This is a genomic window from Micromonospora sp. RTP1Z1 (genome assembly GCF_033804685.1).
Taxonomy (GTDB): Bacteria; Actinomycetota; Actinomycetes; order Mycobacteriales; family Micromonosporaceae; genus Micromonospora.
Genome location: NZ_JAPFQV010000022.1, coordinates 45,413 through 66,932, shown reverse-complemented (window position 1 = coordinate 66,932; position 21,520 = coordinate 45,413). Strand labels below are relative to the sequence as shown.

At 75.0% G+C, this 21,520-nt stretch carries 22 protein-coding genes; 9 read left to right on the top strand and 13 right to left on the bottom strand.

Annotated elements, in window-relative coordinates; all coding sequences use genetic code 11:
- The first annotated feature begins 62 nt into the window (after nt 1–62).
- On the top strand, nt 63–1,238 hold the full coding sequence (locus SLP03_RS13730; protein ID WP_319460962.1) for a hypothetical protein: 1,176 nt from the start codon (nt 63–65) through the stop codon (nt 1,236–1,238).
- Between the two features lie 129 nt (nt 1,239–1,367).
- On the opposite strand, the gene SLP03_RS13725 is transcribed toward SLP03_RS13730, so the two are convergent.
- The 3 genes from SLP03_RS13725 to SLP03_RS13715 all read right to left on the bottom strand — a co-directional run bounded on the left by SLP03_RS13725 (nt 1,368) and on the right by SLP03_RS13715 (nt 6,128).
- Nucleotides 1,368–3,092, bottom strand: a complete 1,725-nt coding sequence (locus tag SLP03_RS13725) for a glycosyltransferase family 2 protein (RefSeq protein WP_319460961.1) — start codon at nt 3,090–3,092, stop codon at nt 1,368–1,370.
- Nucleotides 3,089–4,669 (bottom strand): glycosyltransferase family 4 protein, encoded by a 1,581-nt coding sequence (locus SLP03_RS13720; RefSeq protein WP_319460983.1) that lies wholly within the window; start codon nt 4,667–4,669, stop codon nt 3,089–3,091. Before SLP03_RS13720 ends, SLP03_RS13725 begins: the two co-directional genes overlap by 4 nt.
- A 229-nt stretch (nt 4,670–4,898) precedes the next feature.
- Nucleotides 4,899–6,128: an MFS transporter gene (locus SLP03_RS13715; protein ID WP_319460960.1), complete on the bottom strand. Its 1,230-nt coding sequence runs from the start codon at nt 6,126–6,128 to the stop codon at nt 4,899–4,901.
- Nucleotides 6,129–6,573: 445 nt separating this feature from the next.
- On the opposite strand from SLP03_RS13715, the gene SLP03_RS13710 reads away from it, so the two are divergent.
- A complete protein-coding gene (locus SLP03_RS13710; RefSeq protein WP_319460959.1) occupies nt 6,574–7,101 on the top strand; it encodes a GNAT family protein in 528 nt (175 codons plus the stop codon).
- A gap of 46 nt (nt 7,102–7,147) precedes the next feature.
- On the opposite strand, the gene SLP03_RS13705 is transcribed toward SLP03_RS13710, so the two are convergent.
- From SLP03_RS13705 to SLP03_RS13695, 3 genes are all read right to left on the bottom strand, one after another.
- Entirely contained in the window at nt 7,148–7,309 is a 162-nt protein-coding gene (locus tag SLP03_RS13705; protein WP_319460958.1) for a hypothetical protein, read from the bottom strand.
- The gene (rpsD, locus tag SLP03_RS13700) at nt 7,306–7,917 is read right to left on the bottom strand and encodes a 30S ribosomal protein S4 (RefSeq protein WP_319460957.1); all 612 of its coding nucleotides are present in this window, start codon (nt 7,915–7,917) and stop codon (nt 7,306–7,308) included. The genes SLP03_RS13705 and rpsD overlap by 4 nt, the downstream gene beginning before the upstream one ends.
- Nucleotides 7,918–8,001: 84 nt before the next feature.
- On the bottom strand, nt 8,002–9,453 hold the full coding sequence (locus SLP03_RS13695; protein ID WP_319460956.1) for a M20/M25/M40 family metallo-hydrolase: 1,452 nt from the start codon (nt 9,451–9,453) through the stop codon (nt 8,002–8,004).
- Between the two features lie 129 nt (nt 9,454–9,582).
- Here SLP03_RS13695 and SLP03_RS13690 point away from each other — a divergent pair, with 129 nt between their 5' ends.
- A complete protein-coding gene (locus SLP03_RS13690; RefSeq protein WP_319460955.1) occupies nt 9,583–10,884 on the top strand; it encodes an NAD(P)/FAD-dependent oxidoreductase in 1,302 nt (433 codons plus the stop codon).
- A 5-nt stretch (nt 10,885–10,889) separates the two neighbouring features.
- Here SLP03_RS13690 and SLP03_RS13685 read toward each other — a convergent pair whose 3' ends face one another.
- From SLP03_RS13685 to SLP03_RS13675, 3 genes are all read right to left on the bottom strand, one after another.
- Complete coding sequence (locus tag SLP03_RS13685) at nt 10,890–12,065, bottom strand: AI-2E family transporter (protein WP_319460954.1); 1,176 nt, start codon at nt 12,063–12,065, stop codon at nt 10,890–10,892.
- Nucleotides 12,066–12,212: 147 nt separating this feature from the next.
- Nucleotides 12,213–13,004 (bottom strand): fused MFS/spermidine synthase, encoded by a 792-nt coding sequence (locus SLP03_RS13680; protein ID WP_319460953.1) that lies wholly within the window; start codon nt 13,002–13,004, stop codon nt 12,213–12,215.
- Between the two features lie 78 nt (nt 13,005–13,082).
- Nucleotides 13,083–14,060, bottom strand: a complete 978-nt coding sequence (locus SLP03_RS13675; RefSeq protein WP_319460952.1) for a DUF2267 domain-containing protein — start codon at nt 14,058–14,060, stop codon at nt 13,083–13,085.
- Nucleotides 14,061–14,262: 202 nt separating this feature from the next.
- On the opposite strand from SLP03_RS13675, the gene SLP03_RS13670 reads away from it, so the two are divergent.
- The 4 genes from SLP03_RS13670 to SLP03_RS13655 all read left to right on the top strand — a co-directional run bounded on the left by SLP03_RS13670 (nt 14,263) and on the right by SLP03_RS13655 (nt 16,470).
- Entirely contained in the window at nt 14,263–14,577 is a 315-nt protein-coding gene (locus SLP03_RS13670; RefSeq protein WP_319460951.1) for a hypothetical protein, read from the top strand.
- A 291-nt stretch (nt 14,578–14,868) separates the two neighbouring features.
- The gene (locus SLP03_RS13665; protein ID WP_319460950.1) at nt 14,869–15,207 is read left to right on the top strand and encodes an STAS domain-containing protein; all 339 of its coding nucleotides are present in this window, start codon (nt 14,869–14,871) and stop codon (nt 15,205–15,207) included.
- Between the two features lie 80 nt (nt 15,208–15,287).
- Nucleotides 15,288–15,734, top strand: coding sequence for a response regulator (locus tag SLP03_RS13660; protein WP_319460949.1), 447 nt, complete (start codon nt 15,288–15,290; stop codon nt 15,732–15,734).
- Between the two features lie 184 nt (nt 15,735–15,918).
- A complete protein-coding gene (locus SLP03_RS13655) occupies nt 15,919–16,470 on the top strand; it encodes an ATPase (protein ID WP_319460948.1) in 552 nt (183 codons plus the stop codon).
- A gap of 7 nt (nt 16,471–16,477) precedes the next feature.
- Here the strand turns inward: SLP03_RS13655 and SLP03_RS13650 are convergent, their stop codons facing one another.
- Nucleotides 16,478–17,323, bottom strand: a complete 846-nt coding sequence (locus tag SLP03_RS13650; RefSeq protein WP_319460947.1) for a hypothetical protein — start codon at nt 17,321–17,323, stop codon at nt 16,478–16,480.
- Between the two features lie 343 nt (nt 17,324–17,666).
- Here SLP03_RS13650 and SLP03_RS13645 point away from each other — a divergent pair, with 343 nt between their 5' ends.
- A complete protein-coding gene (locus SLP03_RS13645) occupies nt 17,667–18,614 on the top strand; it encodes an endonuclease/exonuclease/phosphatase family protein (protein ID WP_319460946.1) in 948 nt (315 codons plus the stop codon).
- Nucleotides 18,615–18,624: 10 nt separating this feature from the next.
- Here the strand turns inward: SLP03_RS13645 and SLP03_RS13640 are convergent, their stop codons facing one another.
- Nucleotides 18,625–19,050 carry an OsmC family protein gene (locus SLP03_RS13640; protein ID WP_130334938.1) on the bottom strand — a complete coding sequence of 142 codons (426 nt, stop codon included), beginning with the start codon at nt 19,048–19,050 and terminating at the stop codon, nt 18,625–18,627.
- Between the two features lie 78 nt (nt 19,051–19,128).
- On the bottom strand, nt 19,129–20,076 hold the full coding sequence (locus SLP03_RS13635; RefSeq protein ID WP_319460945.1) for a serine/threonine-protein kinase: 948 nt from the start codon (nt 20,074–20,076) through the stop codon (nt 19,129–19,131).
- 182 nt (nt 20,077–20,258) lie between these two features.
- Here SLP03_RS13635 and SLP03_RS13630 point away from each other — a divergent pair, with 182 nt between their 5' ends.
- The gene (locus SLP03_RS13630) at nt 20,259–20,492 is read left to right on the top strand and encodes a hypothetical protein (protein ID WP_319460944.1); all 234 of its coding nucleotides are present in this window, start codon (nt 20,259–20,261) and stop codon (nt 20,490–20,492) included.
- A 157-nt stretch (nt 20,493–20,649) separates the two neighbouring features.
- Here SLP03_RS13630 and SLP03_RS13625 read toward each other — a convergent pair whose 3' ends face one another.
- Nucleotides 20,650–21,483, bottom strand: a complete 834-nt coding sequence (locus tag SLP03_RS13625) for an FAD:protein FMN transferase (RefSeq protein WP_319460943.1) — start codon at nt 21,481–21,483, stop codon at nt 20,650–20,652.
- Between the last annotated feature and the right edge of the window lie 37 nt (nt 21,484–21,520).

The window sequence follows — 21,520 nt, the reverse complement described above, 5'->3', positions numbered from 1 at the left end:
GGACACGTCCGACCTGCTGGCGGCGGGCGACGGGCCGGCGTCCGCCCGGGTACCGTCGCCGGATGGAACCGGACGCCTCGCGGCTGGCCCGGACGGTGGCCGCGGCGCTGACCGCCGCCGTCGGCGGGCCGGTACGGGTGGGCCCACCGGTTCCCGTCGCCGACGGCTGGTCCGCGCGGCACGGGGCGTACCCGTGGATCAACCGGCACGTGGTGACCGGACCGGTGGGCTGGGGCGTGCGGTCGGTCGTCGTGAAAGCGCGCCGGCCGCGGGGCGGCCGCCCCGGCAACGACCTGGGCCGTGAGCGCGCGGCGCTCACCCTGCTGGCGGACCTGGACTGCGCCGTCGGGCCCCGGCTGCTCGCCCACGACCAGCGGCGCGGATTCCTGGTGCTGGAGGACCTGGGCGCGGGGCCGGCGCTGGAGGATCTGCTGGTCGGCGCGGATCCGGAGTCGGCGACGGCCGGCTTCGTCGCGCTCGCCGAGGCGGTCGGCCGGCTGCACGCCGCGACTCGCGAACACCGCGGCCGCTTCGAGGCCCGGCTGACCGCCGCCGGCTGTCCGCCCGATCCGGGCCGGGTGGTGACGCTGGCGGACGTGCCCCTCGCCACCTGGTGGTCCCGGCTCGTCGGCCTGTCCGGCCACCTCGACCTGCTGCCCGATCCGGTCGGCGCCGGGCGGGAGGTGACGCAGGTGGTCGACGTGCTCGGGGCCGCTGGGCCGTTCGTCGCGCTCTCCACCGGCGATTTCGCGCCGCAGAACTGCCGCATCGGCCGGGGCCGGGCGCGACTGCTCGACTTCGAGGCGGCCCGGTACCAGCATGTGCTCCTCGATGCCGCACACCTGCGGCTGCCCTTCTACGGCGGCCCGTGCTGGTCCCGGATCCCGGCCCGCGTCGGTACGCGCGTCGAGGCCGCGTACCGGGACGCGCTCGCCGCCGGTGGCGGATGCCGGCTGGACGACGCGACGTGGCAGACCGGCATGGCCCACTCGACCGCCGCCTGGGCGCTGGTGCGACTGGTCCGGCTGCCGGCGCTGCTCGCCGGCGACCAGCCGCATCCGATGGGTTTCTCCCGTCGGGGCCAGCTGCTGGACACCCTCCAGGTTGCGGTCGACACGGCGACCGCCGGGCAGGCGCTGCCCGAGCTGTCCGAGTGGTTCACCGGCACGATCGCGAGGCTGCGCCGGTGCTGGCCGGGACAGCCCCCGACCCAGCAGCTCTATCCCGCATACCGCTGAGAGCGAGTACGGCGGCGGCCCGCAGGCCCGCCGGTGGTGCGCCGACGCGGCCGACGTCGCGTACACCGGCACCCCGGCCGCCATCGTCTGGCATTTCCAGCGCGCGGACTGACCGCCGATCCTGGACAGTTACCGTCCGGTCGAAACGGTAACTGTCCGGCCGCGCTCGGCGTGCTTCCGGGTGCCGCCGACGGTCGCCGACAAGTCGCCCAGCGGAGCCGGCGTCGTGGCGGTGCCGGCGGCGTGGGCGGCGGTCCGCGTCGGGCCGGCCAGGACCGGCATCGGCGCGGGCGCGACCCGGGTGGCGGCGGCCCGCCCGGTCCGGCGGAGGCGCCGGGACAGCCGGCTGACCAGCTGTCCCACGGTCACCGGGACCACCGAGAGGACCAGTTGCCCGCTGCGCGGGTCGACAGTGGCGGCGACGCCGTACAGGCGCAGGCCGTGCCGGAGCAGCCGGGGACGGCCGGTGGCCAGCCGCGGCGCGCGGACCGGAGCGCTGCCCCGGCCGTGCGTGCCGGTCAGCTCGGCGCGGACCGGGTGGCGCTGCCCGGTCGCCGCGCTGGCGGCCAGCAGCCGGTCCACCGGGAAGTCGGTGCGGACCGTGCGGCCGGTCGGGTCGGTGGCGTCCAGCAGGGTGGTGCCGGCGAGCTGCCCGGCGACCAGCCGGACCGGACCGACCTCGGCCGCGAACCGCGGGTACGGGCTGCGGGTGGTCACCGCGAGGGTGTGCCCGCCCTCCCAGGTCACCTCGACGGTGTCGAGCTTGGCCAGCCAGTCGGCCCGGACGTCGGTGACGTCGGCCCAGCCCTCGGTCCGGGGCCCCGGATAGCCGGCGTGCCACCGGCCGTTCTCGACCACCGTCGGGGGGACGCCGCGTTCGGCGTCCTGGTCGATCACGGCGAGCAGGTCGTCCACGCCGCCCGCGGTCACCGCGCCGAGCCGCAGCCGCGCCTCGATGTCGAGCCGGTCCCGCAGGTCGTCGGTGACGTACCGGTCGACCAGCCGGCGGACCACCGCGTGCACCCGCTCCTGTTCGGCCCGGTCGAGCCGGCGGAAGTCGTCGCCGACGAGGTTGGCCAGCTCCAGCCCGACATGCCGGCGCAGCACCGCGTCGCGCCGCGGGCCGGCCGGGATCAGCGCGGCGACGAACGCGAACAGGCGCTCGACGCTGACCAGCCGCGCCTCGACCCGGCTGTGGTAGGTGATGTTGCGGGCGTTCAGCCGGCGTACCGCGTGGTAGTAGTCGTGGTCGGCGAGCACCGAGATCCGCCGGGCCCGGTAGCAGGCCGCCAGGGTGAACGGTTGGTCACTGAGGACCGGCATGTCCTCCGGGAAGCGCAGCCCGTGCCGGTCGACCAGCTCCCGCCGGAACAGCTTCGTGTTCGCCAGGGACCAGGGCAGCGCCGAGTCGAACAGATCCACGTCGACCGCGTTCCCGCCGGCGAAGACGTCGGCGAAGACGTGCCGGCCGTTGACCCCGACCACCTTGCCCAGTACGACGTCCGAGCGGTGCCGGTCGGCCGCGGCGACCAGGCGTTCCAACGCCTCCGGGCCGAGGTGGTCGTCGGAGCCGAGGAAGAAGACGTACCGGCCGGTGGCCAGCTCCAGGCCCCGGTTGCAGGGGGCGGCCGGGCCGCCGGAGTTGGCCTGGTGCACCACCTTGACCGTGCCGGGGTGCCGGGCGGCGAGCCGGTCCAGCAGCCGCCCGCCCCCGTCGGTCGAGCCGTCGTCCACCGCCACGATCTCCATCCGCTCGTGGCCGATGGTCTGGCTGAGCAGCGAGGACAGGCATTTCCGCAGGTAAGGCATGGTGTTGTAGATGGGGACGACGACGCTGACGTCGGGCGCGGTCATCGGATCGCTCCTTCGATGGTCGGCGGGTCGGACACGGGCGCGGCTGGCGTCCCGACAGCGGGCGTGGACGGCCGGCCGGCGTCGACCAGGAGCCGGTGGTAGACGCCGTCCAGCACCTCGGCCTGCGCCCGCCAGGTCCAGCTCTCCAGCAGGCCCGGGCGGTCGTACGCGGCGCGGTGGCGGGCGGGGTCGGCGAGCACGGCGCCCACCGCCCGGACGAAGTCGTCGACGTCCGCCGCCCGGAACACCTCGCCCTGACCGGTCTCCCGGACGGTGGCGGCCATGGTCCGCACGTCGCTGACCACCAGCGGCAGCCGGGCGTGCGAGTACTCGAAGAACTTGGTGATCAGCGCGATCTCGTGGTTGGGCCAGCGGTGGATCGGGATCACCCCGACGTCCGCGCCGGACAGGAACGGCACCACCTGCCAGTGCGGCACGTACGGCAGGACGTGCAGCCGGTCGGCCACCCCGGCGCGGGCGGCCCGGGCGGCGAGCTGCTCGACGTACCGCAGCGCGGGGTTGACCACCAGCGCGACGTGCACGCCGGGCAGCCGGGGCAGGGCGTCGACGAGGGTGTCCAGGCCGCGTTGCGGCGCGGCCGCGCCGCTGTAGACCAGCAGCGGCACGTCGGCGTCGAGGCCGCACTCGGCGCGGATCCGCGGCGGCGGCGCGTCGTCGGTCGGGCCGTGCTCCGCGGCGGGGGCGTTGAGCAGAACGGCCGGCGGTGCGGGCAGCCGATGCTCGCGGCGCAGCAGCTCGGCCAGGTCGTCGGAGACGGTGAGCACCGCGTCGGCGTGCGGGGCGTACTCCCGCTCGTGCGCCCGGTGCGCGGGCAGCCAGCGGGCGTGGTCGCGCCACGGCTTGATGCCGGGCAGGAACTCGTGCGCGTCCCAGACGAGCGCGACCCGCCGGCCCTGCCCGGCGGCGCGGATCTTGGCGCGGGCGCCGACGCCGAGCATCCGGAAGTCGTGGGCGTGGATCAGGTCCGGCCGGAGCCGGTCGAGTTCCGGGCCGTAGGCCAGCTCGTAGTCCCACAGCCCGGGCTCCAGCCGCCGCCAGGCGCGGTCGCCCCGCACGGCCTGCCAGAAGAGGGTGTACGCCCGGTCCCACGGGTTGCGGAACTTCCGGCCGCTGCGGACCCGGTTCATCATCTTCGTGCGCAGCCACACCCAGCGACCAAGCAGCCGGGCCGCCGTCGCGCGTCGCCGCAGTCCCCGGCGGGCCCGACGCAGCCGGCCCGGGTCCAGCTCGCCGGCGCGGGCCCGCTGCTCCAGCAGCGCGGCCCGGACGGTCAGGTCGGCCTGCCAGGCCCGTACCCACTGCGCCCGGTGCTCGGCGATGCCGCCCGGCCGGTAGGCCAGCGGCCAGCGCAGCCAGGAGCGGCGGAACTCGTGCCGTTGCCGGTCCAGCGGGTCGGGCATCGGCTGCAGCCGGACCTCGGCGGCGCCGAGCTGCCAGCGGCGCTCCATCTCGTACGGTGACCGGCCGAGCAGCGTGACGTCCCAGCCCGCCTCGGCGGCCGAGCGGGCGATCTTCTGCACCCGGGAGTCGCCCTCGACCTTGTTGTCGACGAGCATGACGATCCGGCCGCGGCGCGGCACGGCCGTCGTGTCGTCCTGTCCCACCGCTGGTCCTCCGCTGGTCGGCCGGCTTCTCCGGCACGACACCACGCTGGTGGAACCAGTCGTCGGACCGGGGACGTGGACATGACGTCCGGGCGACCGTCAGGCGGCGGTTGGGTTGTGACCCAGGACACAGCGACCGCCGGTGGGGAGGTCGGCCCGACCTCCCCACCGGCGGTGCCGGTCAGCCGTCGGCGGCGCCCAGCCGCCGCCAGACCAGCGCGGTGAGCAGGGCCATCGCGATGCCCGCCAGCCAGAACGGCGCGACGATGCTCCCCGTCGCCTGAGCGATCAGGCCGCCGGTCGCCGTGCCGACGGCGGCCCCGCCCAGATCGGCCAGGGCGTACCCGCTGTTCACCCGGCCGCGCAGCCGGTCCGGCACCAGCCGCTGCCGCAGCGACACGACCAGCACCCCCCAGGTCATGGCGTGCACGCCCCAGACGGCCAGCGCCGCCCCGGCCACCCAGGGCTGCCGGGTGGTCGCGAGGACCACCTGAAGCCCGACCTCGACGAGCAGCCCGACCCGTAGCAGCGTCGGGGTGCCGAAGCGGGCCCGTAGCCGGGGCGCCAGGGCCGTGCCGGCCAGGCCGCCGAACGCAGAGGCGGTCAGCAGTACGCCGTAGCCGACCTCGGCGAGGCCGAGCCGCTGCCGGGCGTAGAGCACGAAGGCCGCGAACGCTGCGCAGAACGCCACGTTCATCACCGCGATGCAGCCGGCGAGCGTGCGTAGGACCGGCACGGCCCAGAGCGCGCGTACCCCGTCGGCGATGTCGGCCCACAGCGACCGGTGCGGGCCGCTGCCCGCCGGCTCCGGCGCCGCCGGTGGCACCGGACGCCAGCGCAGCAGCGCCAGCAGCAGCGCGGCCAGCCCGAAGGTGGCCGCGTCGAACGCGAACGGCACCGCCGCGGCGAGCACGAAGAGGTACGCCCCGAGCGGCTTCGCCGCGAACTGGTTGCCGAGCACGAAGGTGGCGAAGAGCCGGCTGTTGGCCTGCTCCAGCCGTTCCGGCGGGACCACCGATGGCAGCAGCGCCCCGGTGGCGGTGTCGGCCAGGGTCTCCCCGACGCCGGTGAGGAAGAACGCCAGGCAGATCAGCGGCACGGTGGCCTGTCCGGCGAGCACCGTGGCGGCGAGCGCGGCCAGCACCAGGCCCCGGCCGACGTTTACGCCGATGATCAGCCGGCGCCGGTCGAGCCGATCCACCAGTGCACCGCTGACCAGGGCGAAGAGCAGCCAGGGCAGCTGCTGGGCGAGCACCGCCGCGGCCAGGGCGGCCGGGTCCCGGGTGAGCGAGGCGACCAGCAGCGGTCCGGCGACCATGGTGACACCGTCGCCCAGGTTGGAGACGGCGCTGGCGGTCCAGAGGCGGACGAAGTCGGGGCCGAGACGGCCGGTGGACGCGGTGGCGGTCATGCCGACCACCGCGCAGGGGTGTGACGTCCGGGCGCGACGGGGCGCCCGGACGGGTTGTCCGGAAACACGAGGAACTCCCTCGGAAGCGATGTGGGATGGCGTGGTCACGCCATGACGGAGGACCCGCGCGGAAGGCGGGTCACCTGATCGCTTCGCGGCGAGGGGCGGTGTCGAGGCGGACCCCGGTCATGCCGGCGGGGGCCGGGCGATGAGCGGGGTCGCTGGGCCGGCGGTGGAGCGCCGGTGGGCCGGGCGGCGCGGGGCGCCGGACGGCTCGGGTCAGGACACCGCGGTCCCCAGCGGCGAAGCGGGAGCCAGCACCGTGCCGAGAAGAGCCATACCCATGATCGACCTCCTGCCGTCGAGGGGTCACGCTAGCGGCCGGCGGCCCGGTCCGCGACCCCGGTTGGACGTCGGCCGGGCCGGTGCACGAGAGTGTGGCCACGTGAGATACCTGCGCACCGACGGGCGGGTCGGGATCCGTCGGCCCCGCCCCGCCGACGAGGCCGAGTTCGTCGCCGCCGCCCGGCGCAGCCGGGACCTGCACCACCCGTGGCTCACCGCCGCAGACGACCCGGAGAATTACGCCGCATACCTGGGTAAGGTGCGGGGACGGGGCACGTCCGGCTACCTGCTCTGCGACCGGGCCACCGGGGAGATCGCCGGGTACGCGACCATCAGCGGCATCGTGCTGGGCGCGTTGCGCGGCGGCTACCTCGGCTACGCGGCCTTCCTGCCGTACGCGGGGACCGGGCACGCCTCGGCCGGCGTCGGTCTGGTGCTCGACCACGCCTTCACCGCGCTGGGGCTGCACCGGCTGGAGGCGAACATCCAGCCCGGCAACGAGCCGTCGAAGGGCCTGGCCCGCCGCCTGGGCTTCCGGCTGGAGGGCTTCTCCCCGGACTACCTCTTCATCGACGGGGCGTGGCGGGACCACGAGCGCTGGGCGATCACCGCGCCGGAACCCGCCTGACGGCGCGGTGGCGGTCGCCCTACGGCGACCGCCACCGGATGTCGGCTCAGCGTCCGGGCCCCCGCGCCTGGGAACGCTGCCCGGTCAGGCGCTCGAGCCGCGCCTGTTTGTGCTCGACGCGCCGCCGCTGCCGGGGCGTCAGGTCCGGGCGGCCACTCTGCTGCAGGTACGTCGGCACCCGCCGGTCGTTCGGGATCGGCATGCTCATGATCCGCTCCTCTCCTCCGCCCGGACGGCGAGGGGGAGGTCCCGCAGCACCGGTACCTCCTGCCGCTGCGGCTCCCGGGTCAGCGTCGCGGTGAACCGCTCCGGCCGGACCTCCAGGTACGGCGGGGCGTCGCCCTCGGCGTACCCGGCGACCGCGACCGCGACCGGGGCCTGGCACTGCCGCTCCGGCCGCACCCGGATGGTCTGCCCGGGGCGGACCAGGTACGAGGACCGGTTGACCTTGCCGCCGTCGACCGTGAACGTGTTGTGGGCGACCAGGCCCCGGGCCTCGTCGATCGAGCGGGCGAAGCCCGAGCGGTGCACCAACGCGTCCATCCGCTGCTCGAGCTGCCCGACCAGGTTCTCCGCCGCGTCACCGGGCTGTCGGCCCGCCGCCATCAGGGCACGGGCCAGTTGTCGCTCCCGCAACTCGTAGGCGGCGCGTACCTGATGCCGCGCGGCGTCGTCCAACCGGTATCCCCGCGGGGCCCGCCGTGGCCCGCCACGTACCCCGATCGGGTGCCGTTGCCGCCGCAGCCGGTAGCCGTGCGCGGGGTGGAGCGGGACGATGTCCTCCGGCGAGGGACGCACCGTGGTCCGGACCGCCATGTCGTTTCCTCCCTCTCTCGCGGTCCCACCACTCTCCGCCGCCGCCGGGTGAGGCGACCCCACCCGGTACGGATGAGCCGGCGATCAGCTCCCCGGCTTCGGGAACGCCACCGGGCTGCGGTGCCCGTCCCGGTCCACCGCCCGGACGCCGAAGAAGACGTTGTCCTTGGACAGGTCGATCGTCACCTCGGTGACGTCCCCGACCGGGATCACCTTCTGCCACTCGGCGGCCGTGGTCTCCCGCCACACCACCTCGTAGCCGGCCAGGTCCGGCTCGGCGCCGCGCTGCCAGCGCAGCGTGGTGTCGTTGGTGAGGTTGGTGGTGACGATGGTGGCCCCCTTGGGGGTGCCCGGCGCCTGAGCCAGGGACCAGATGACCGCCCCGTTCACCCGGGCGACCCGGGTGATGTAGTCGAAGTCGCAGAACTCCGGCAGGTCGCCGTGCTGGACGCCGTCGACCACCCGGACGTCCTGGTGCTGGTGGGCGAAGTCCTCGTTCGGCTCGGTGAACCGGCCGGCGGGCCAGCCCTCCCGCAGGAACGAGATGTGGTCACTGCCGCGCAGGTAGCGGTCCCGGCGGTAGATCACCCGCACCCGCATCCCGGTCGCGTCGTTGTCGGCCACGTCGTTGACGAAGCGGGCGAGCTGCCGCGAGGCGGAGTCGTTCTCGCCGCCCACCGACTGCCGGGTGTTCGCCTCGGCCGGCGTCTCGGCAGTCGGCACACCCTCGGCGAAGAGCCGGACGGCGCGCGGGTCGCGGGTGCCGTCGTCGGCGGTGCTGCTGCCGATGATGTCGTTGCTGAACATGCCCTGGACATCGACGCCGGCCGCCTTCAACTGCTTCGCCAGGTAGCCCGAGCCGTAGAGGCCCTGCTCCTCGCCGGCGACGGCGGCGAAGACGATGGTCGCCTCGGTGCGCCGGGTGGCCATCAGCCGGGCCAGCTCCATCAGCACCGCCACGCCGGAGGCGTCGTCGTCGGCGCCCGGTGCGTCGCTGACCGCGTCCATCACGTCGGTGGCCCGCGAGTCGTAGTGGCCGGTGACGACGTAGGTGCGGCCGGGGGCGGAGTCGCCGCGCAGGGTGGCCACCACGTTCGTGATCAGGGTCGCGGTGGGGATCCGGGAGGCGGGCTCCTGGACGTACGACTGCAGTTCCACGGTCATCCGGCCCCCGGAGGCGGCGGCGTACCCGGAGAGCTGCGCGAAGATCCAGTCCCGGGCGGCGCCGATGCCCCGGACCGGGTCGTCCTGGCGGGAGAGGGTGTGCCGGGTGCCGAAGGCGGCCAGCCGGCGGACGGTGGCCTCGATCCGGTCGCGGTCGACCTCCCGCAGCAGCGCGGACAGCTCCCGGTCCGGGGGCTGCGGCCGGGCCGGCCGGCCCGGACCGGGCGGCGGGCCGGCCTCCGCGGCCGCGGCCGGCGCGGCGGCGAGCGGTACGGCGACGGTGGCGAGCGGCACGGCGACGGTGGCGGCGGTCAGGAAGGTGCGCCGGGTCGACCTCGTGGGCCGGCCTTCAGCGGTCTCGTGGGTTCCCATCAGCGCATCCTCGCCCCACCGGGCGATACTTGTCTATATAGTCCGAAGTGGATGAGTGCGTGGCGTGTCGACGGGAACGGCAGCGGGACCGCACGTTTGTCCGGCGTGTCGACGGGAACGGCAGCGGGCATGACGAAACCTCGTGTGGTGATCGTGGGGGCCGGGTTCGCCGGATACCACGCGGCGAAGACGTTGAGCCGGCTCGCCGGCAAGCGGGCCGAAATCGTCCTGCTGAACTCGACCGACTACTTCCTCTACCTGCCCCTGCTGCCCGAGGTCGCCGCCGGGGTGGTCGAGCCGACCCGGATCTCGGTGCCGCTGTCGGGCACCCTGGACGGCGTCCGGGTGGTGATCGGCGAGGCGGACCGGGTCGACCTGCAGAACCGCTGGGTCGGCTACCGGCAGCAGGAGGGCGACCGCGGCCAGTTGGCGTACGACCGGCTCGTCCTCGCCGTCGGCAGCGTCAACAAGCTGCTGCCGATCCCCGGGGTGACCGAGTACGCGCACGGCTTCCGCGGCCTGCCCGAGGCGCTCTACCTGCACGACCACGTGGTCCGGCAGGTCGAACTGGCCGAGCTGACCGAAGACCCGGCCGAGCAGCGGGCGCGGACCACCTTCGTGGTGGTCGGCGCGGGCTACACCGGCACCGAGGTCGCCGCGCACGGGCAGCTCTTCACCGACCGGCTGGTCGCCCAACGTCCGCACCTGACGGTCCGCCCGCGCTGGATGCTGCTCGACGTCGCGCCCCGGGTGCTGCCGGAGCTGGGCGAGCGCATGTCCAGAACCGCCGACCGGGTGCTCCGGCGGCGCGGCGTCGACGTGCGGATGGGCACCTCGGTGTCGGAGGCCACCCCGGACGGGGTGATGCTGACCGACGGCGAGTACGTGCCCACCTGCAGCCTGGTCTGGTGCGTCGGGGTACGCCCCGACCCGTTCGTCGCCGAACTGGGGCTGCGCACCGAGAAGGGCCGCCTGGTGGTCGACGAGTACCTCAACGTCCCCGGCTACCCCGAGGTGTACGCGTGCGGCGACGCGGCCGCGGTGCCCGACCTGACCCGGCCCGGCCAGATCTGCACGATGACCGCCCAGCACGCCCAACGGCAGGGGAAGCTGGCCGCGCAGAACATCGCCGCCTCGTACGTGCAGGGCAAGCGGAAGCCGTACAAGCACTACGACCTGGGTTGGGTGGTCGACCTGGGCGGCAAGGACGCCGCGGCGAATCCGTTGAAGGTCTCGCTCTCCGGCCTGCCGGCGAAGGCCGTGACGCGGGCCTACCATCTGCTGGCCATGCCCGGCAACCGGGCCCGGGTGGGGGCCGACTGGATGCTCGACGCCGCCCTGTCCCGTCCGGCCGTGCAGCTCGGCCTCGTCCCGGCCAACGCCGTACCGCTGGAGAGCGAGTCGCCCGAGATGGTGGCGCGGCGATCCTGAGCGGGTCAGCCGCCGGCCGGCGGCGGGTTCCCACCGGTCTCGGGGGCCCGCCCGCCGGCCGGCGGGTCTTTCGGCCCGCCGTCCACGGTCGAGGCGTTGGCGCTGCCCGGCGGATCGGCGGTGCCGGTGGCGGGTGACGGCACGGCGCGCAGCCCCTTCGGGGCGAACTCGCGGAGCAGGATCTGCGCCATGCCCGCCGCCGGGATGGCCAGCAGGGCGCCGAGCAGACCGGCGAGTTCCGCCGCGAGCAGCCCGCTGAGCAGCACGGTCAGCGGGTTCAGCCGGACCGCCCGGGACAGGATGACCGGTGCCAGCAGGTGGTTCTCCGCCTGCTGGTACACGATGAAGGAGACCAGGACGACGAGGCCCGTCGTGGGGGAGTGCAGGAACGCGGCCCCGACTGCGATGATTCCGCCCAGGGTCGCGCCGACCAGCGGGATCAGGTCCGCGATGGCGACCAGCAGGGCGATCACCCCGGCGAACGGCACGCCGGTGAAATAGAGCAGCAGGAAGGTCAGGGCGCCCAAGATGACGCTGATCAGCAGGTTGCCGGTGAGGTAGCCGGTGATGGCGCGGGAAAAGTCCCGGCCGATGCGGCGCACCCGCTCCGCCCCGCCGTCACCCACCAGCGCCAACGTTCCGGCGATGATCTTCGGGGCCTCCAGCACCATCAGGTACGCCAGGACGATCACCGTGACCAGCCCGGCGATGGTCTGCAGCACGCCCCGCACCAGCCCGACCGTGGACTGGCCGAGCCGTGAGCCGTACCGCTGGAGCTGGTCGGCGTGGCTGTTGGCGTACTCCCGCAGCCGGAGCCGGGTCAGCACCTCGCCCACCGTCCCCCGGCCGGCGCGGGTCTCCCGAAACAGCTCCGGCGCCCGGTCGGCGAACCGGCCCACCTCGTTCGTCAGCGGCAGGACGATCATCGCGAGGAGGGCGCCGAGCAGGACGAAGGCGGCGAGGAAGACCAGCAGGGTGGCCAGCGCCCGGCGCCGCACCCAGCGGCGTTCCAGCCGGTCGACCAGCGGTTTCAGGGCCACCGCGAAGAACGCCGCGACCAGCGCCCAGGTCAGCACCTGCCGGGTGGCCCAGACCAGGGCCAGCGCGACCAGGGTGGCCAGCACCAGGCCGATGACGATCAGCGCCCGACGGGCGGTGAACCGGTCCTGGGCGTCGCTCATCCGGCGCGGCTACCCGGCCGGGCACCGGAAAAACCCCGCAGATCGCGTCGCACCCGACCGGGCGCCGCCCGGCCCGCAGAGCGATCGGCACGGTCCGGTCGGGCGCGCGCGCCGGCCGGCACGTGGCACGCCCGGGAGGGCTGCGGGTCAGGCCCCGGCGATGCCGGCGTCGGTGGCGGGTCGGGCGCCGGAGACGAAGGCGTCCAGCGTCGGGCCGTGCAGCGCCGCGCCGGGTAGGGGGTCGCCGGCCACCCGGGCGGCCAGCCGGCGTACCGGCAGGCGGTCGGGGCGGTACGCGGCGGCCAGCACCAGGTTGCCGTACCGGCGCCCGCGCACCATCCGCCGGTCGGCGACCAGGCAGACGTCGGCGAAGACCGCGCGCAGGGTGGCCACCTGGGCCCGGCCGAACGCCAGCGGCGGCAGGTCGGTCACGTTGACCAGGTAGACACCGTCGGGGTGGAGCGCCCGGGCCACCTCCGCGGCGAACTCGACGCTGGCCACGTGCCCGGGCATCCGGGCCGCCCGGTAGACGTCGGCGACGACCAGGTCGTACCGACCCGGTGGGGCGGCGGTCACGGCGTCCCGGGCGTCGGCGACCTCCACGGCCACCTCGGGCGGCAGCGGCGGCAACTCCCGGCGGACCAGGTCGACCACCGCCCGGTCCCGCTCGACCACCAGCTGCGCCGATCCGGGGCGGGTGGCGGCCAGCCAGCGCGGCAGGGTGAGCGCGCCGCCACCCAGGTGCAGCGCCGTCAGCGGCCGGCCCGGCGGGGCGGCCACGTCGATCACCGCGGCCATCCGCCGGACGTACTCGAAATGCAGGTGGCGTGGGTCGACGACGTCAACGTAGGACTGCGCGACGCCGGAGGCGAGCAGCGTACGCCCGGTCCGTCGGGCCGGGTCGACGACCAGCGCCAGGTCGTCGGCGGCGCTCTCCATGGCCGGCAACGCTAGCCCACGCGGTGGGTGGCCGGCCGGGTCGGGCCGGCGGGTGCCGCGCCCGCCGGCCCTGGCGGCTCAGCCGGCGTTCATCCCGGCGCCGACCTCCTCGATGGCGTCGTCGACCCGGCGGGCGAGGTCGACGTCGAGGGCGGTCACCCCGTCGACCCGTTGGGTCCGGACGGTCAGTAGGGCGCTGTCCGGGTCCGGCCGGCCGATCTGCGGGGCGCGGCCGACCTCGGTCCGGAGCTGGTCGAGCCGGTCGAGCACCCGGTCAAGGTTGTCCGGTGGTAGCTCGATCGTGCGGACCAGCGACTGCCGGTCGCTCGACCAGTACCGCAGGCGGCTGAGCGCGTCCCTCAGCTCCTGCTCGTCCAATGGGGCCGTGGCCGACGTCGGACCCACCAGGCCACCGCCGGGCTCCGCCGGCGCGAGCAGGTCCCGCAACCCGTCCGGTACGCGCAGCGACTCGACGAGATCGCTGTCGGCGTCGGCCAGCGCTGCGAGGGTCGCCTCGGCCTGGTAGCGCGCCTGCTCCGGGGTGCGCCCGCTGATCCGGGCCACCTCGGCGAGGAAGCCCGCCAGGTCGTGGTGCCGGTCGATGCCGTCTACCGGCACCACGTCGTGCAGCTTCATCGGCACCGCCTCGAGCAGCCGCTCCCGCGCCGCCTCGTCCAACGCCCATGCCAGCGCCAACACGGTCGCCTCGGCGCCCACCTTGGCCGTGGTGAAGTCGACCCCGGCCCGGCGGCAGACGTCGTCGACCAGGGCGCGGTACCCGAGAGTGGTCACCCCGGGTGCGCCCTTGCCGGGCTCAGTGAGTGGCCGCAGGTTCTGCCGCACGCCGGCCGGCGGCGGAGCGGGACCGCCCCGGGTGGTTTCCGGCTTGTGCCGCCCGGCCGGTGGCGGGCCCGCCCGCTTCCCCCGGTCCAGGGAGGTGACCTGCTTGGACGCGCTCAGGCTCGCACCGGTCTGGCTGGCCTGCCGACCGCGCTCCCGGGCCTGCCGGGCCAGAGCCCGGCGGCGCTGGTTGTCGCCCTCCATCTGCTTGCGCATCGTCGCACCTCGTTCCTCGTCGGGTTCCCCCGTTCCGCCGGTCGCCTTCCCGTCCTCGCGGGGAAGGAAACGGCCGCGTCCGGCGTCCGACGGGCACCGGACGTCAGCTTCATTCGCTGGGGGTGAGGGGCGTTCACCCGAGGGCGGCCCATGATCGGGGCGGACCGGGAAACTTCCGAGGCACGCGGAAGGGAAGGTCGTCATGAAGAGAATCGTCGAAATCGTCCCCGCCCGACCCGGCTGGTACGCCCGGTGGCAGTTGACCCCCGAGGCCACCCGCAGTTACGCGGTGACCCTGTGGGCGCTGCTGGAGGAGAACGACGGGAGCGGCCGTGAGGTGGTCGGCGTCGACTGTGTCGGACAGTGGCCCGGAGCGGACGACAACGAGGCGGGTGGGGAGTTCGTCCGCTATCTCTTCCAGACGCCCGATTCCGGCCAACCGGACGACGCGGAGCCATCCGCGGCGGAGGAGCTGCGGTCGACGGGCCCGCGGTTGCAGCCGGTCGCCGCCGCCTGAGCCAACCTCCCCGGCCCCCGACCCCTGGTCCCAGGGTCGGGGGCCACCCCAACTTCCACGCCAGGGGCGGGGTGCCCGCGGCCGCCGTCGGGCTCACCCTCGACCACTATGGACAGGTGCTGCGGGACTTTCCCCGGGCCGCACGGTTTGTCGACGGCGGCCGAGCGCTGGTGAACGGGCCGGCGGGGCCGGCGCCGCGCTGACCGGTCGGCGCTGACAGAGGGCGGCTCCTGGGTATACTTGCCGCCCTGCAAGCATTCCGCCTGCGGTGAGGGAGCGAGAGGGACCACGTTGACGTTCACCGTCACGTACGCCCAGCAGGACGGCGGTGGGGTGTGCCTGCGGCTCGCCGGTGAGCTCGACCTGAGCACCGCCCCGCAGCTCAACGCCGCCATCGACCGGCTCGCCGCCGACGGCGAGCGGTACCTGCTGATCGATCTCACCGCGCTGACCTTCTGCGACTCGACCGGCATCGCGGCGTTCGTCCGCGGCGACAACCGGGCCTCGGCCGACGGTGGTTGGCTCCGGGTCACCGGGGCCGGCGGGCGGGTGGAGCGGGTGCTACGGCTGACCGGGCTCGCCGAGGTCCTCGACTACGACGCGGACACGCCCAACCCGGCCTCGCCGTAGCGCCCGTGATGGGCTAGATTTCCCCGCCAGGAGGTGACCGAGAGGTCCCGTTCCGCCACCGACACGAAGCAGGTAATTCCATGGGTCCAGGCACCCCGAGCCCCGTTCGTATCCTGGTGGTGGACGACGACCCGGGCGACGTTCTGATGATCGAGGAGGCCCTCGGGGACTCCGACGTCGAGAAGGTCATCGACGTGGTCAACGACGGCCAGGAGGCGATGGAGTTCCTCCGGCGCAAGGGCCGGCACGCCGACGCCCGCCGCCCCGACATGATCCTGCTCGACCTGAACATGCCCCGGATGGACGGCCGGCAGGTGCTCGGCGAGGTGAAGCGGGACGAGGACCTGCGCACCATCCCGATCGTCGTGCTGACCACGTCGAACGCGGACACCGACATCGTCGGCAGCTACACGCTGCAGGCCAACGCGTACGTGACGAAGCCGATCGACCTGGACGACTTCAACGACGTGGTACGGCGCATCGACGAGTTCTTCGGCCGCGTGGTCGTGCTGCCCAAGCGCCCCTGAGCCTCGTTCGTCCGGATCCGTACCGGCCGGTGCCGGGTGCGGGCCGCGGATTGTCCACGCGGGGCCGCCGGTCGTCGACCGCCCTCGGATGCTGAACATTTTTCTCGAACCGCCCCGGCGGTCGCCGGCAGCCCCCAGGATCGGCAGGTGGGGAAGACACATCAGCTGCCTGGGGGGCGACAGTATGAGGTTCTCCGTCGTTGACACCGGTTACGACCAGCGGCAGGTGGACTCCTGCCTGGACGAGCTGGGGATCCGGTTGACCCGGCTCGCGGCGCGGGCGGAGAGCGCCGCCGGAGCTGGTCGCGAGTGGGATCAGATCCGGCAGGAGGCCACCCACCTCTGCGAACTGCTCGACCGGCGGGGCACGCCGGAGGTGGCCGACGTGGCGGCCGTACGGGCCGGCGCGACGGAGGTGGAGCGGGAGGCGGCCGGGCTGCTGGCCCGGGCCCGTGGCGAACTCGACGACGCCCGCGCCGAGGCCCGCCTGGTCCGGGAGCGGGCGTACGCCGAGGCGGTGCAGGCCCGCCGCGACTTCGAGGCGGCCTTGCTGGCCCGCCGGCGGCGGGAGGCCGGGGTCGACCAGTTCCTCGCCGGCCTGGCCGTGGATCCGGTGCCGGCCGACACGCCCACCGCCGCAGCGGCCGTGCCGGGCAGCGGGGTGCCGGCGACCCGGGTGGCGGCCGCCGTCACCGACTCCCCGGTCGAGCCGCCGTCGGAGCGGAGCGCGGCCTGAGCGCGGCTCAGGCCAGCGCCTCCACGACCGTGGTGGCCCGCTCCTCGTGCTGGGCGTACGCGTCGGGGAAGGCGGAGACCTGCACGGCCTGGGCGGCCTCGGTGATGCTGAGGTCCGCCCAGCCGGGCACCTCGACCAGCCCCGCGTAGAACGCCCGGGCCGCGAGCGCCGGACGCATCAGCTCGGCGACGGTGCCCCAGCCGCTGCTGGGCCGCTGCTGGAACAGCCCGACCGAGTCGTGGTCGGCGCCGCTGCCCTGGTGCGGATAGTCGTACGACTCCGGCAGCACGTTGCTGGCCAGGTTGTAGAGGTTGCTCTCCTGCATCGCGGTGGCGATGGCCACGACCAGGGCCCGGCGTGGCAGCTTCATGTCCCGCCCGACGTCGACGATCACCTTGGCGTTGTCCATCTGGCGCTGGTCCAGGCCGGCGACCGGCCGGGGGTGCTTCGGCCGAACCGGCTTCCGCGGGGCCTTCTTCGTCGCCGCCGGGCTGGGGGTGGCGGCCGGGATCGGAGTGACCGGTACGGCGACCGGCGCGGCGGTCCGCTCGAAGTCACGGGAGGCGCGCTGATCCGCCTCGGCGGCGGCCGCCGCGCGGTCGGCCATCACCTCGCGTACCGGCTCGTGGCGCTGGCCGGTGTCCCGGGCGCCGACGAAGGCGACCAGGCCGGGACAGCAGGTCACACCGGTGGCGACGGCGACCCGGGCCGGGATCGAGGCGAGGGGTCCGCGGCGTCGTGCTTCCGGGGCCCGGTGGCGCCCGATCGTCCTTTCGGCTGATGCGACATCGGTGGGACGGCCGGCGGGCGTCGTCTCGGTCTGCTTCTGCGCGGGGGAGTCGTCGGGAGGCACCCGCCGAGGTTAGAGAGCTTCCCGCCGCTTGCCATCGGGTCGGTTGGTGGCTTGCGCCACAATTTGCCATGATCCGCCTGGGCATTAGCCTCGGTCAACCATGAAGCCGGCGCTCCCGGCGTTTCGGATTTGTCGCATATTAGCGATCTAGCGGGGCGAACAACGCGGAAGATCATTTTCCGTACGGCGTGCGGACCCCTCCTCCGTTCGGCCCATGTGTCACCCCACCGACCTGTCGGCGGCCGGTCCTCCGGAGGTGCCGGTCCGCCCCGGCCGACCCCCGTCGACCCGACTGCGGCCGTCGGCCCGCCCACGCCGACCACCGGTCGATACGATGCGGACGGTGACGGAAGGTGTGATCGACGAGCGGGCGACCGGTGGACCCAGCGGCCGGGACCGGCGGGGGTGGGTTGTCTGCCTGCTCGCCGTCCTGCTCGCCGCGCTGCTCGCCGGCCACCGGGCGGTCCCCAACGTGCACGGCTTCGGCAGCCTGCTCGACAGCGCCTCCCCGCTGCTCGGCCTCGGCGTACCCCTGCTGGCGCTCGCCGCGCTGCTGCGCCGGTCCCGGCGGGCCCTCGTGGCGGTGCTGCTCCCGGCGGTCGTCTGGGCGGCGCTCTACGGCGGCGCGTGGCTCCCACCGGCGGCCGGAGCCGGACCGGCCGCGATCCGCGTCGCCAGCCAGAACCTGCGCTCCGGCAACCCCGACCCCGCCGCCACCGTCGACGCGCTCGCCGGCTCCGACGCCGACCTGATCGCGTTGCAGGAGGTCGACGACGACGACCGGGTCGACGCCGCGCTGCGCCAGCGGTACCCGCACCGGGCCGCCGTGTCGACGGTCGCCCTGTGGAGCCGGTGGCCGATCCGGGACACCACCGGGGTGGACACCGGCCTGGGCTGGACCCGGGCGCTGCGCGCCGTGGTCGCCGTCCCGGGCGGTGACCTGGTGGTCTACGTGGTCCACCTGGGCTCGGCCCGGGCGGGACACACCGCCACCCGGGACGAGACACTGGCCGCGCTGGCCTCGACCGTCCGCGGCGACGACGCGGCACGGCTGATCGTGCTCGGCGACCTGAACACCGCCACCACCGACCGGGTCTTCGTGCCGCTCACCCGGCTGCTGCGCGACGCGCAGGCCGACGCCGGGCAGGGCTTCGGCTTCACCTGGCCGGCGGAACTGCCGGTGACCCGGCCCGACCACGTGCTCTACCGGGGACTCACCCCGACGGCGGCCGGCGTCCTGCACACCCCGGACAGCGACCACCGGGCGGTGACCGCCGGCTTCCGCTGGTGAGCCGGGTGGCTCAGTGCCGGCCGTTCTCGGCCGGGGTGACGGTGAGCCGGTGCCGGCTGTTGTCGCCGCTGGAGAACGGCCAGAGCCGGTCCGCGTACGCGACGAGGTCGGCCAGCTGCTCCCGGGTCAGCCCGGCCGAGGAGATCTCGGCGTGCACGTCGGCCCGGTACCGGCCGTCGTCGTCGCGGCCCAGTTTCGCCTCCGCGGTCACCTGGACCGTGTGCGCCTCATTGGTGATGTCGGCGGCGGCCTCCACCGCCGCGTGATGCAGGCAGGACGCGAACGCGGCGGCGAGCAACTGCTCGGGCTTCAGCCCGGTGCAGTGCGGCGCCAGCGGCGACGCCAGGGCGGTGGAGAGCCCACCGTCGTCGGTGCGTACGTGTCCGCCAGCGGCGGTCGCGGTGGCCTCGTGCAGCCAGGAACTCGGATCCGGCATCGCGTTCCTCCCGTCACTCACCCGCCCGGCTACCCGGCCCCCGCCGCCTGAAACCGGGCCGGGCTCCGGGGGGAGGGCTCAGCGGGCCCACTCCGTCGGGTGCCGGTCGACGACCATCGCCTCGGTGGACTCGGCCGCCGCCCGGTCGGTCCACGGGGAGACCGGGGCGATCCGCTGCCGGGGCGTCGCGGTCAGCATCGGCACGTAGACCCGGGCGTCCACCACCTCGGCGAGCAGCAGCGCGGCCATCAGGCTGCTGGGCCGCTGGGCCGGGTCGTCGGCCAGGCAGCGCCGGCACAGGTCGGCGACCTCCGCCGGCAGCCCCTCGATCTCGGGCAGCGGCTCCGGCGCCTGCCGCTTCCGCTCGCCCAGCAGCTGGGTGGTGCTGCTCGCGGCGTACGGCAGGCGGCCGGTCAGGCAGTAGTAGAGCAGCACGCCGAGGGCGTAAATGTCCGCGGCGGGGGTGGCCGGCTGCTGGTCCAGCTGCTCCGGGGCCAGGTAGGCAGGGGTGCCCACCACGATGCCGTCCGGGGTGTGGTCCGTCGCGCCGGCCGAGGTGGCGATGCCGAAGTCGAGGACCTTCACACCCGACGGCGTGAGGATCACGTTTGCCGGCTTCACGTCGCGGTGCACGATGCCGTGCGCGTGCGCGGCGGACAGCGCGGCGCTCACCTCGGCGCAGACCCGGACGGCGATCCGCCAGTCCAGCGGGCCCTCCCGCAGGTGAGCGGCCAGCGTCTCGCCCTCCGCCAGCTCCATCACGATGTAGGGCGCCTCGCGGCCGGGCATCGTCGTCGAGGTGCCGAAGTCGTGCACGCTGGCCACATTCGGGTGCACCAGCCGGGCCGCCGACCTCGCCTCGGTCCGGATCCGCTCCACCGACGTCGCCTCGCCGTCCAGGCTGGGCGAGATCAGCTTCACCGCGACCGAACGGTCCAGCACGAGGTCGTGGGCCCGCCAGACCTCCGACATCCCGCCGATGCCGACGCGCTGTTCGAGCTCGTACCGCCCGCCCAGCGTCTTCATCGACCACTCCTCGTCCTGCGTCCGGCCCGGGATTCCGTCCCGGCACTTCGGGACGCGGTACCCGGGGCCCGAGCTGGGCAAACCGCCGGGAGTTTGCCGGCCGGGCCGGCCGCGGCGGGGTAGCTTCCCCTGCAGGGGGCCCGGTGACGTCGGGTGCCGGCCCGAGGACGGAGGGTGTGCGGGTGGCTGAGGTGCGCGTACGGTTCGTCGGCGGACCCGCCCACGACCTGGTCCGGGAGCTGCCGGCCGGCCCCGACGGCGGGCCACCGCAGCGGTGGATCATGCGCCATCCCGATCGCGCCCCGGCGCCGGCCGGCGGCGGACCGGACCACCTCTACGAGCGGGACCACCGGGACGGGTACGGCACCTGGACGATGCGCTTCGTCCGCACCGATCCGCTCGGCGCGACCGAGTGACGCCACCGCCGCTCCGGTCAGGCCGGGGCGGCGCGGATGGTGTCGAGGATGACCGAGGCGACGAGCTCCGGATCGTCGTGCATCGGCACGTGGCCGCAGCCGGTGAGGTCGAGGTGGCGGGCCGGGGCGAACACCATCGATGGACATGCCCGGCAAGTCACCACCGGGTAGCGGGCTGCGGAGGGGCCGTCGGGCGCGCCACCGGCCAGGCCCGGATGCCCTGCCCGGCCAGCCACTGCGGGCCGTCGGGACCGCGGACCAGCGCGGCGATGGCGAGCATCGCGGCCCGCGCCGCGTCCGGCGCGGCGACCGTCACCGCCGTCCAGGGCGAGGCCGGCGCCGCTCCGGTACGCGGGTCGCGCGCCCCGCCGCCGTCCGGCCGGTGCCCGTCCGCGGTGACCAGAGCGCCGCCGGTCAGGGTGACCGGACCGCCGTCGACCGCCACCGGCCACCCGCCGTCCGGGGCCGTCCCGGCGGCGGCGATCCGGGAACCGACGGCGACCAGCACCCCGGTCCGGTGCCGGGCCGCGACCTGTTCGGCGCAGCGCTGCGCCAGGTACGCGGTGGCGGTGCCGCCCAGGTCCAGCCACCTCGGCGGCGGCACCGCCAGCAGCTCCCCGCGCAGCGTCACCGCCCGCCAGTCCGCCGTCGGGCCCACCGGCCCCACCCCGGCGCCGCAGACCGGCAGCAGCCCCCGGACGGCCGTCCGGCGCAGCCGGGCCGCCCCTACCGTCGGGTCGACGGCGCCGCCGCTGGCCTCGGCCGCGCCGAGCGCCACGGCCCCCAGGTCCCGCAGCAGCGGGCCGACCGGGACGGGGCGACCGGCGGCGCGGTGCGCCCGGGCCAGCTCCGCCTCGGCGGTGCGCAGCGCGGCCAGTCGGCCCGCGACCGCGTGCCGGGCCGCCGGCAGCGCCGTCCGCTCGGTCACCGCCACCCGCACCGGCCGGTCCCACCACCACCAGCGGATCTCGAAGGTCCCGTTCAAACTCATGTCGGCAGCCTGCGTGCCGTCGCTGGAGCGCACGTGG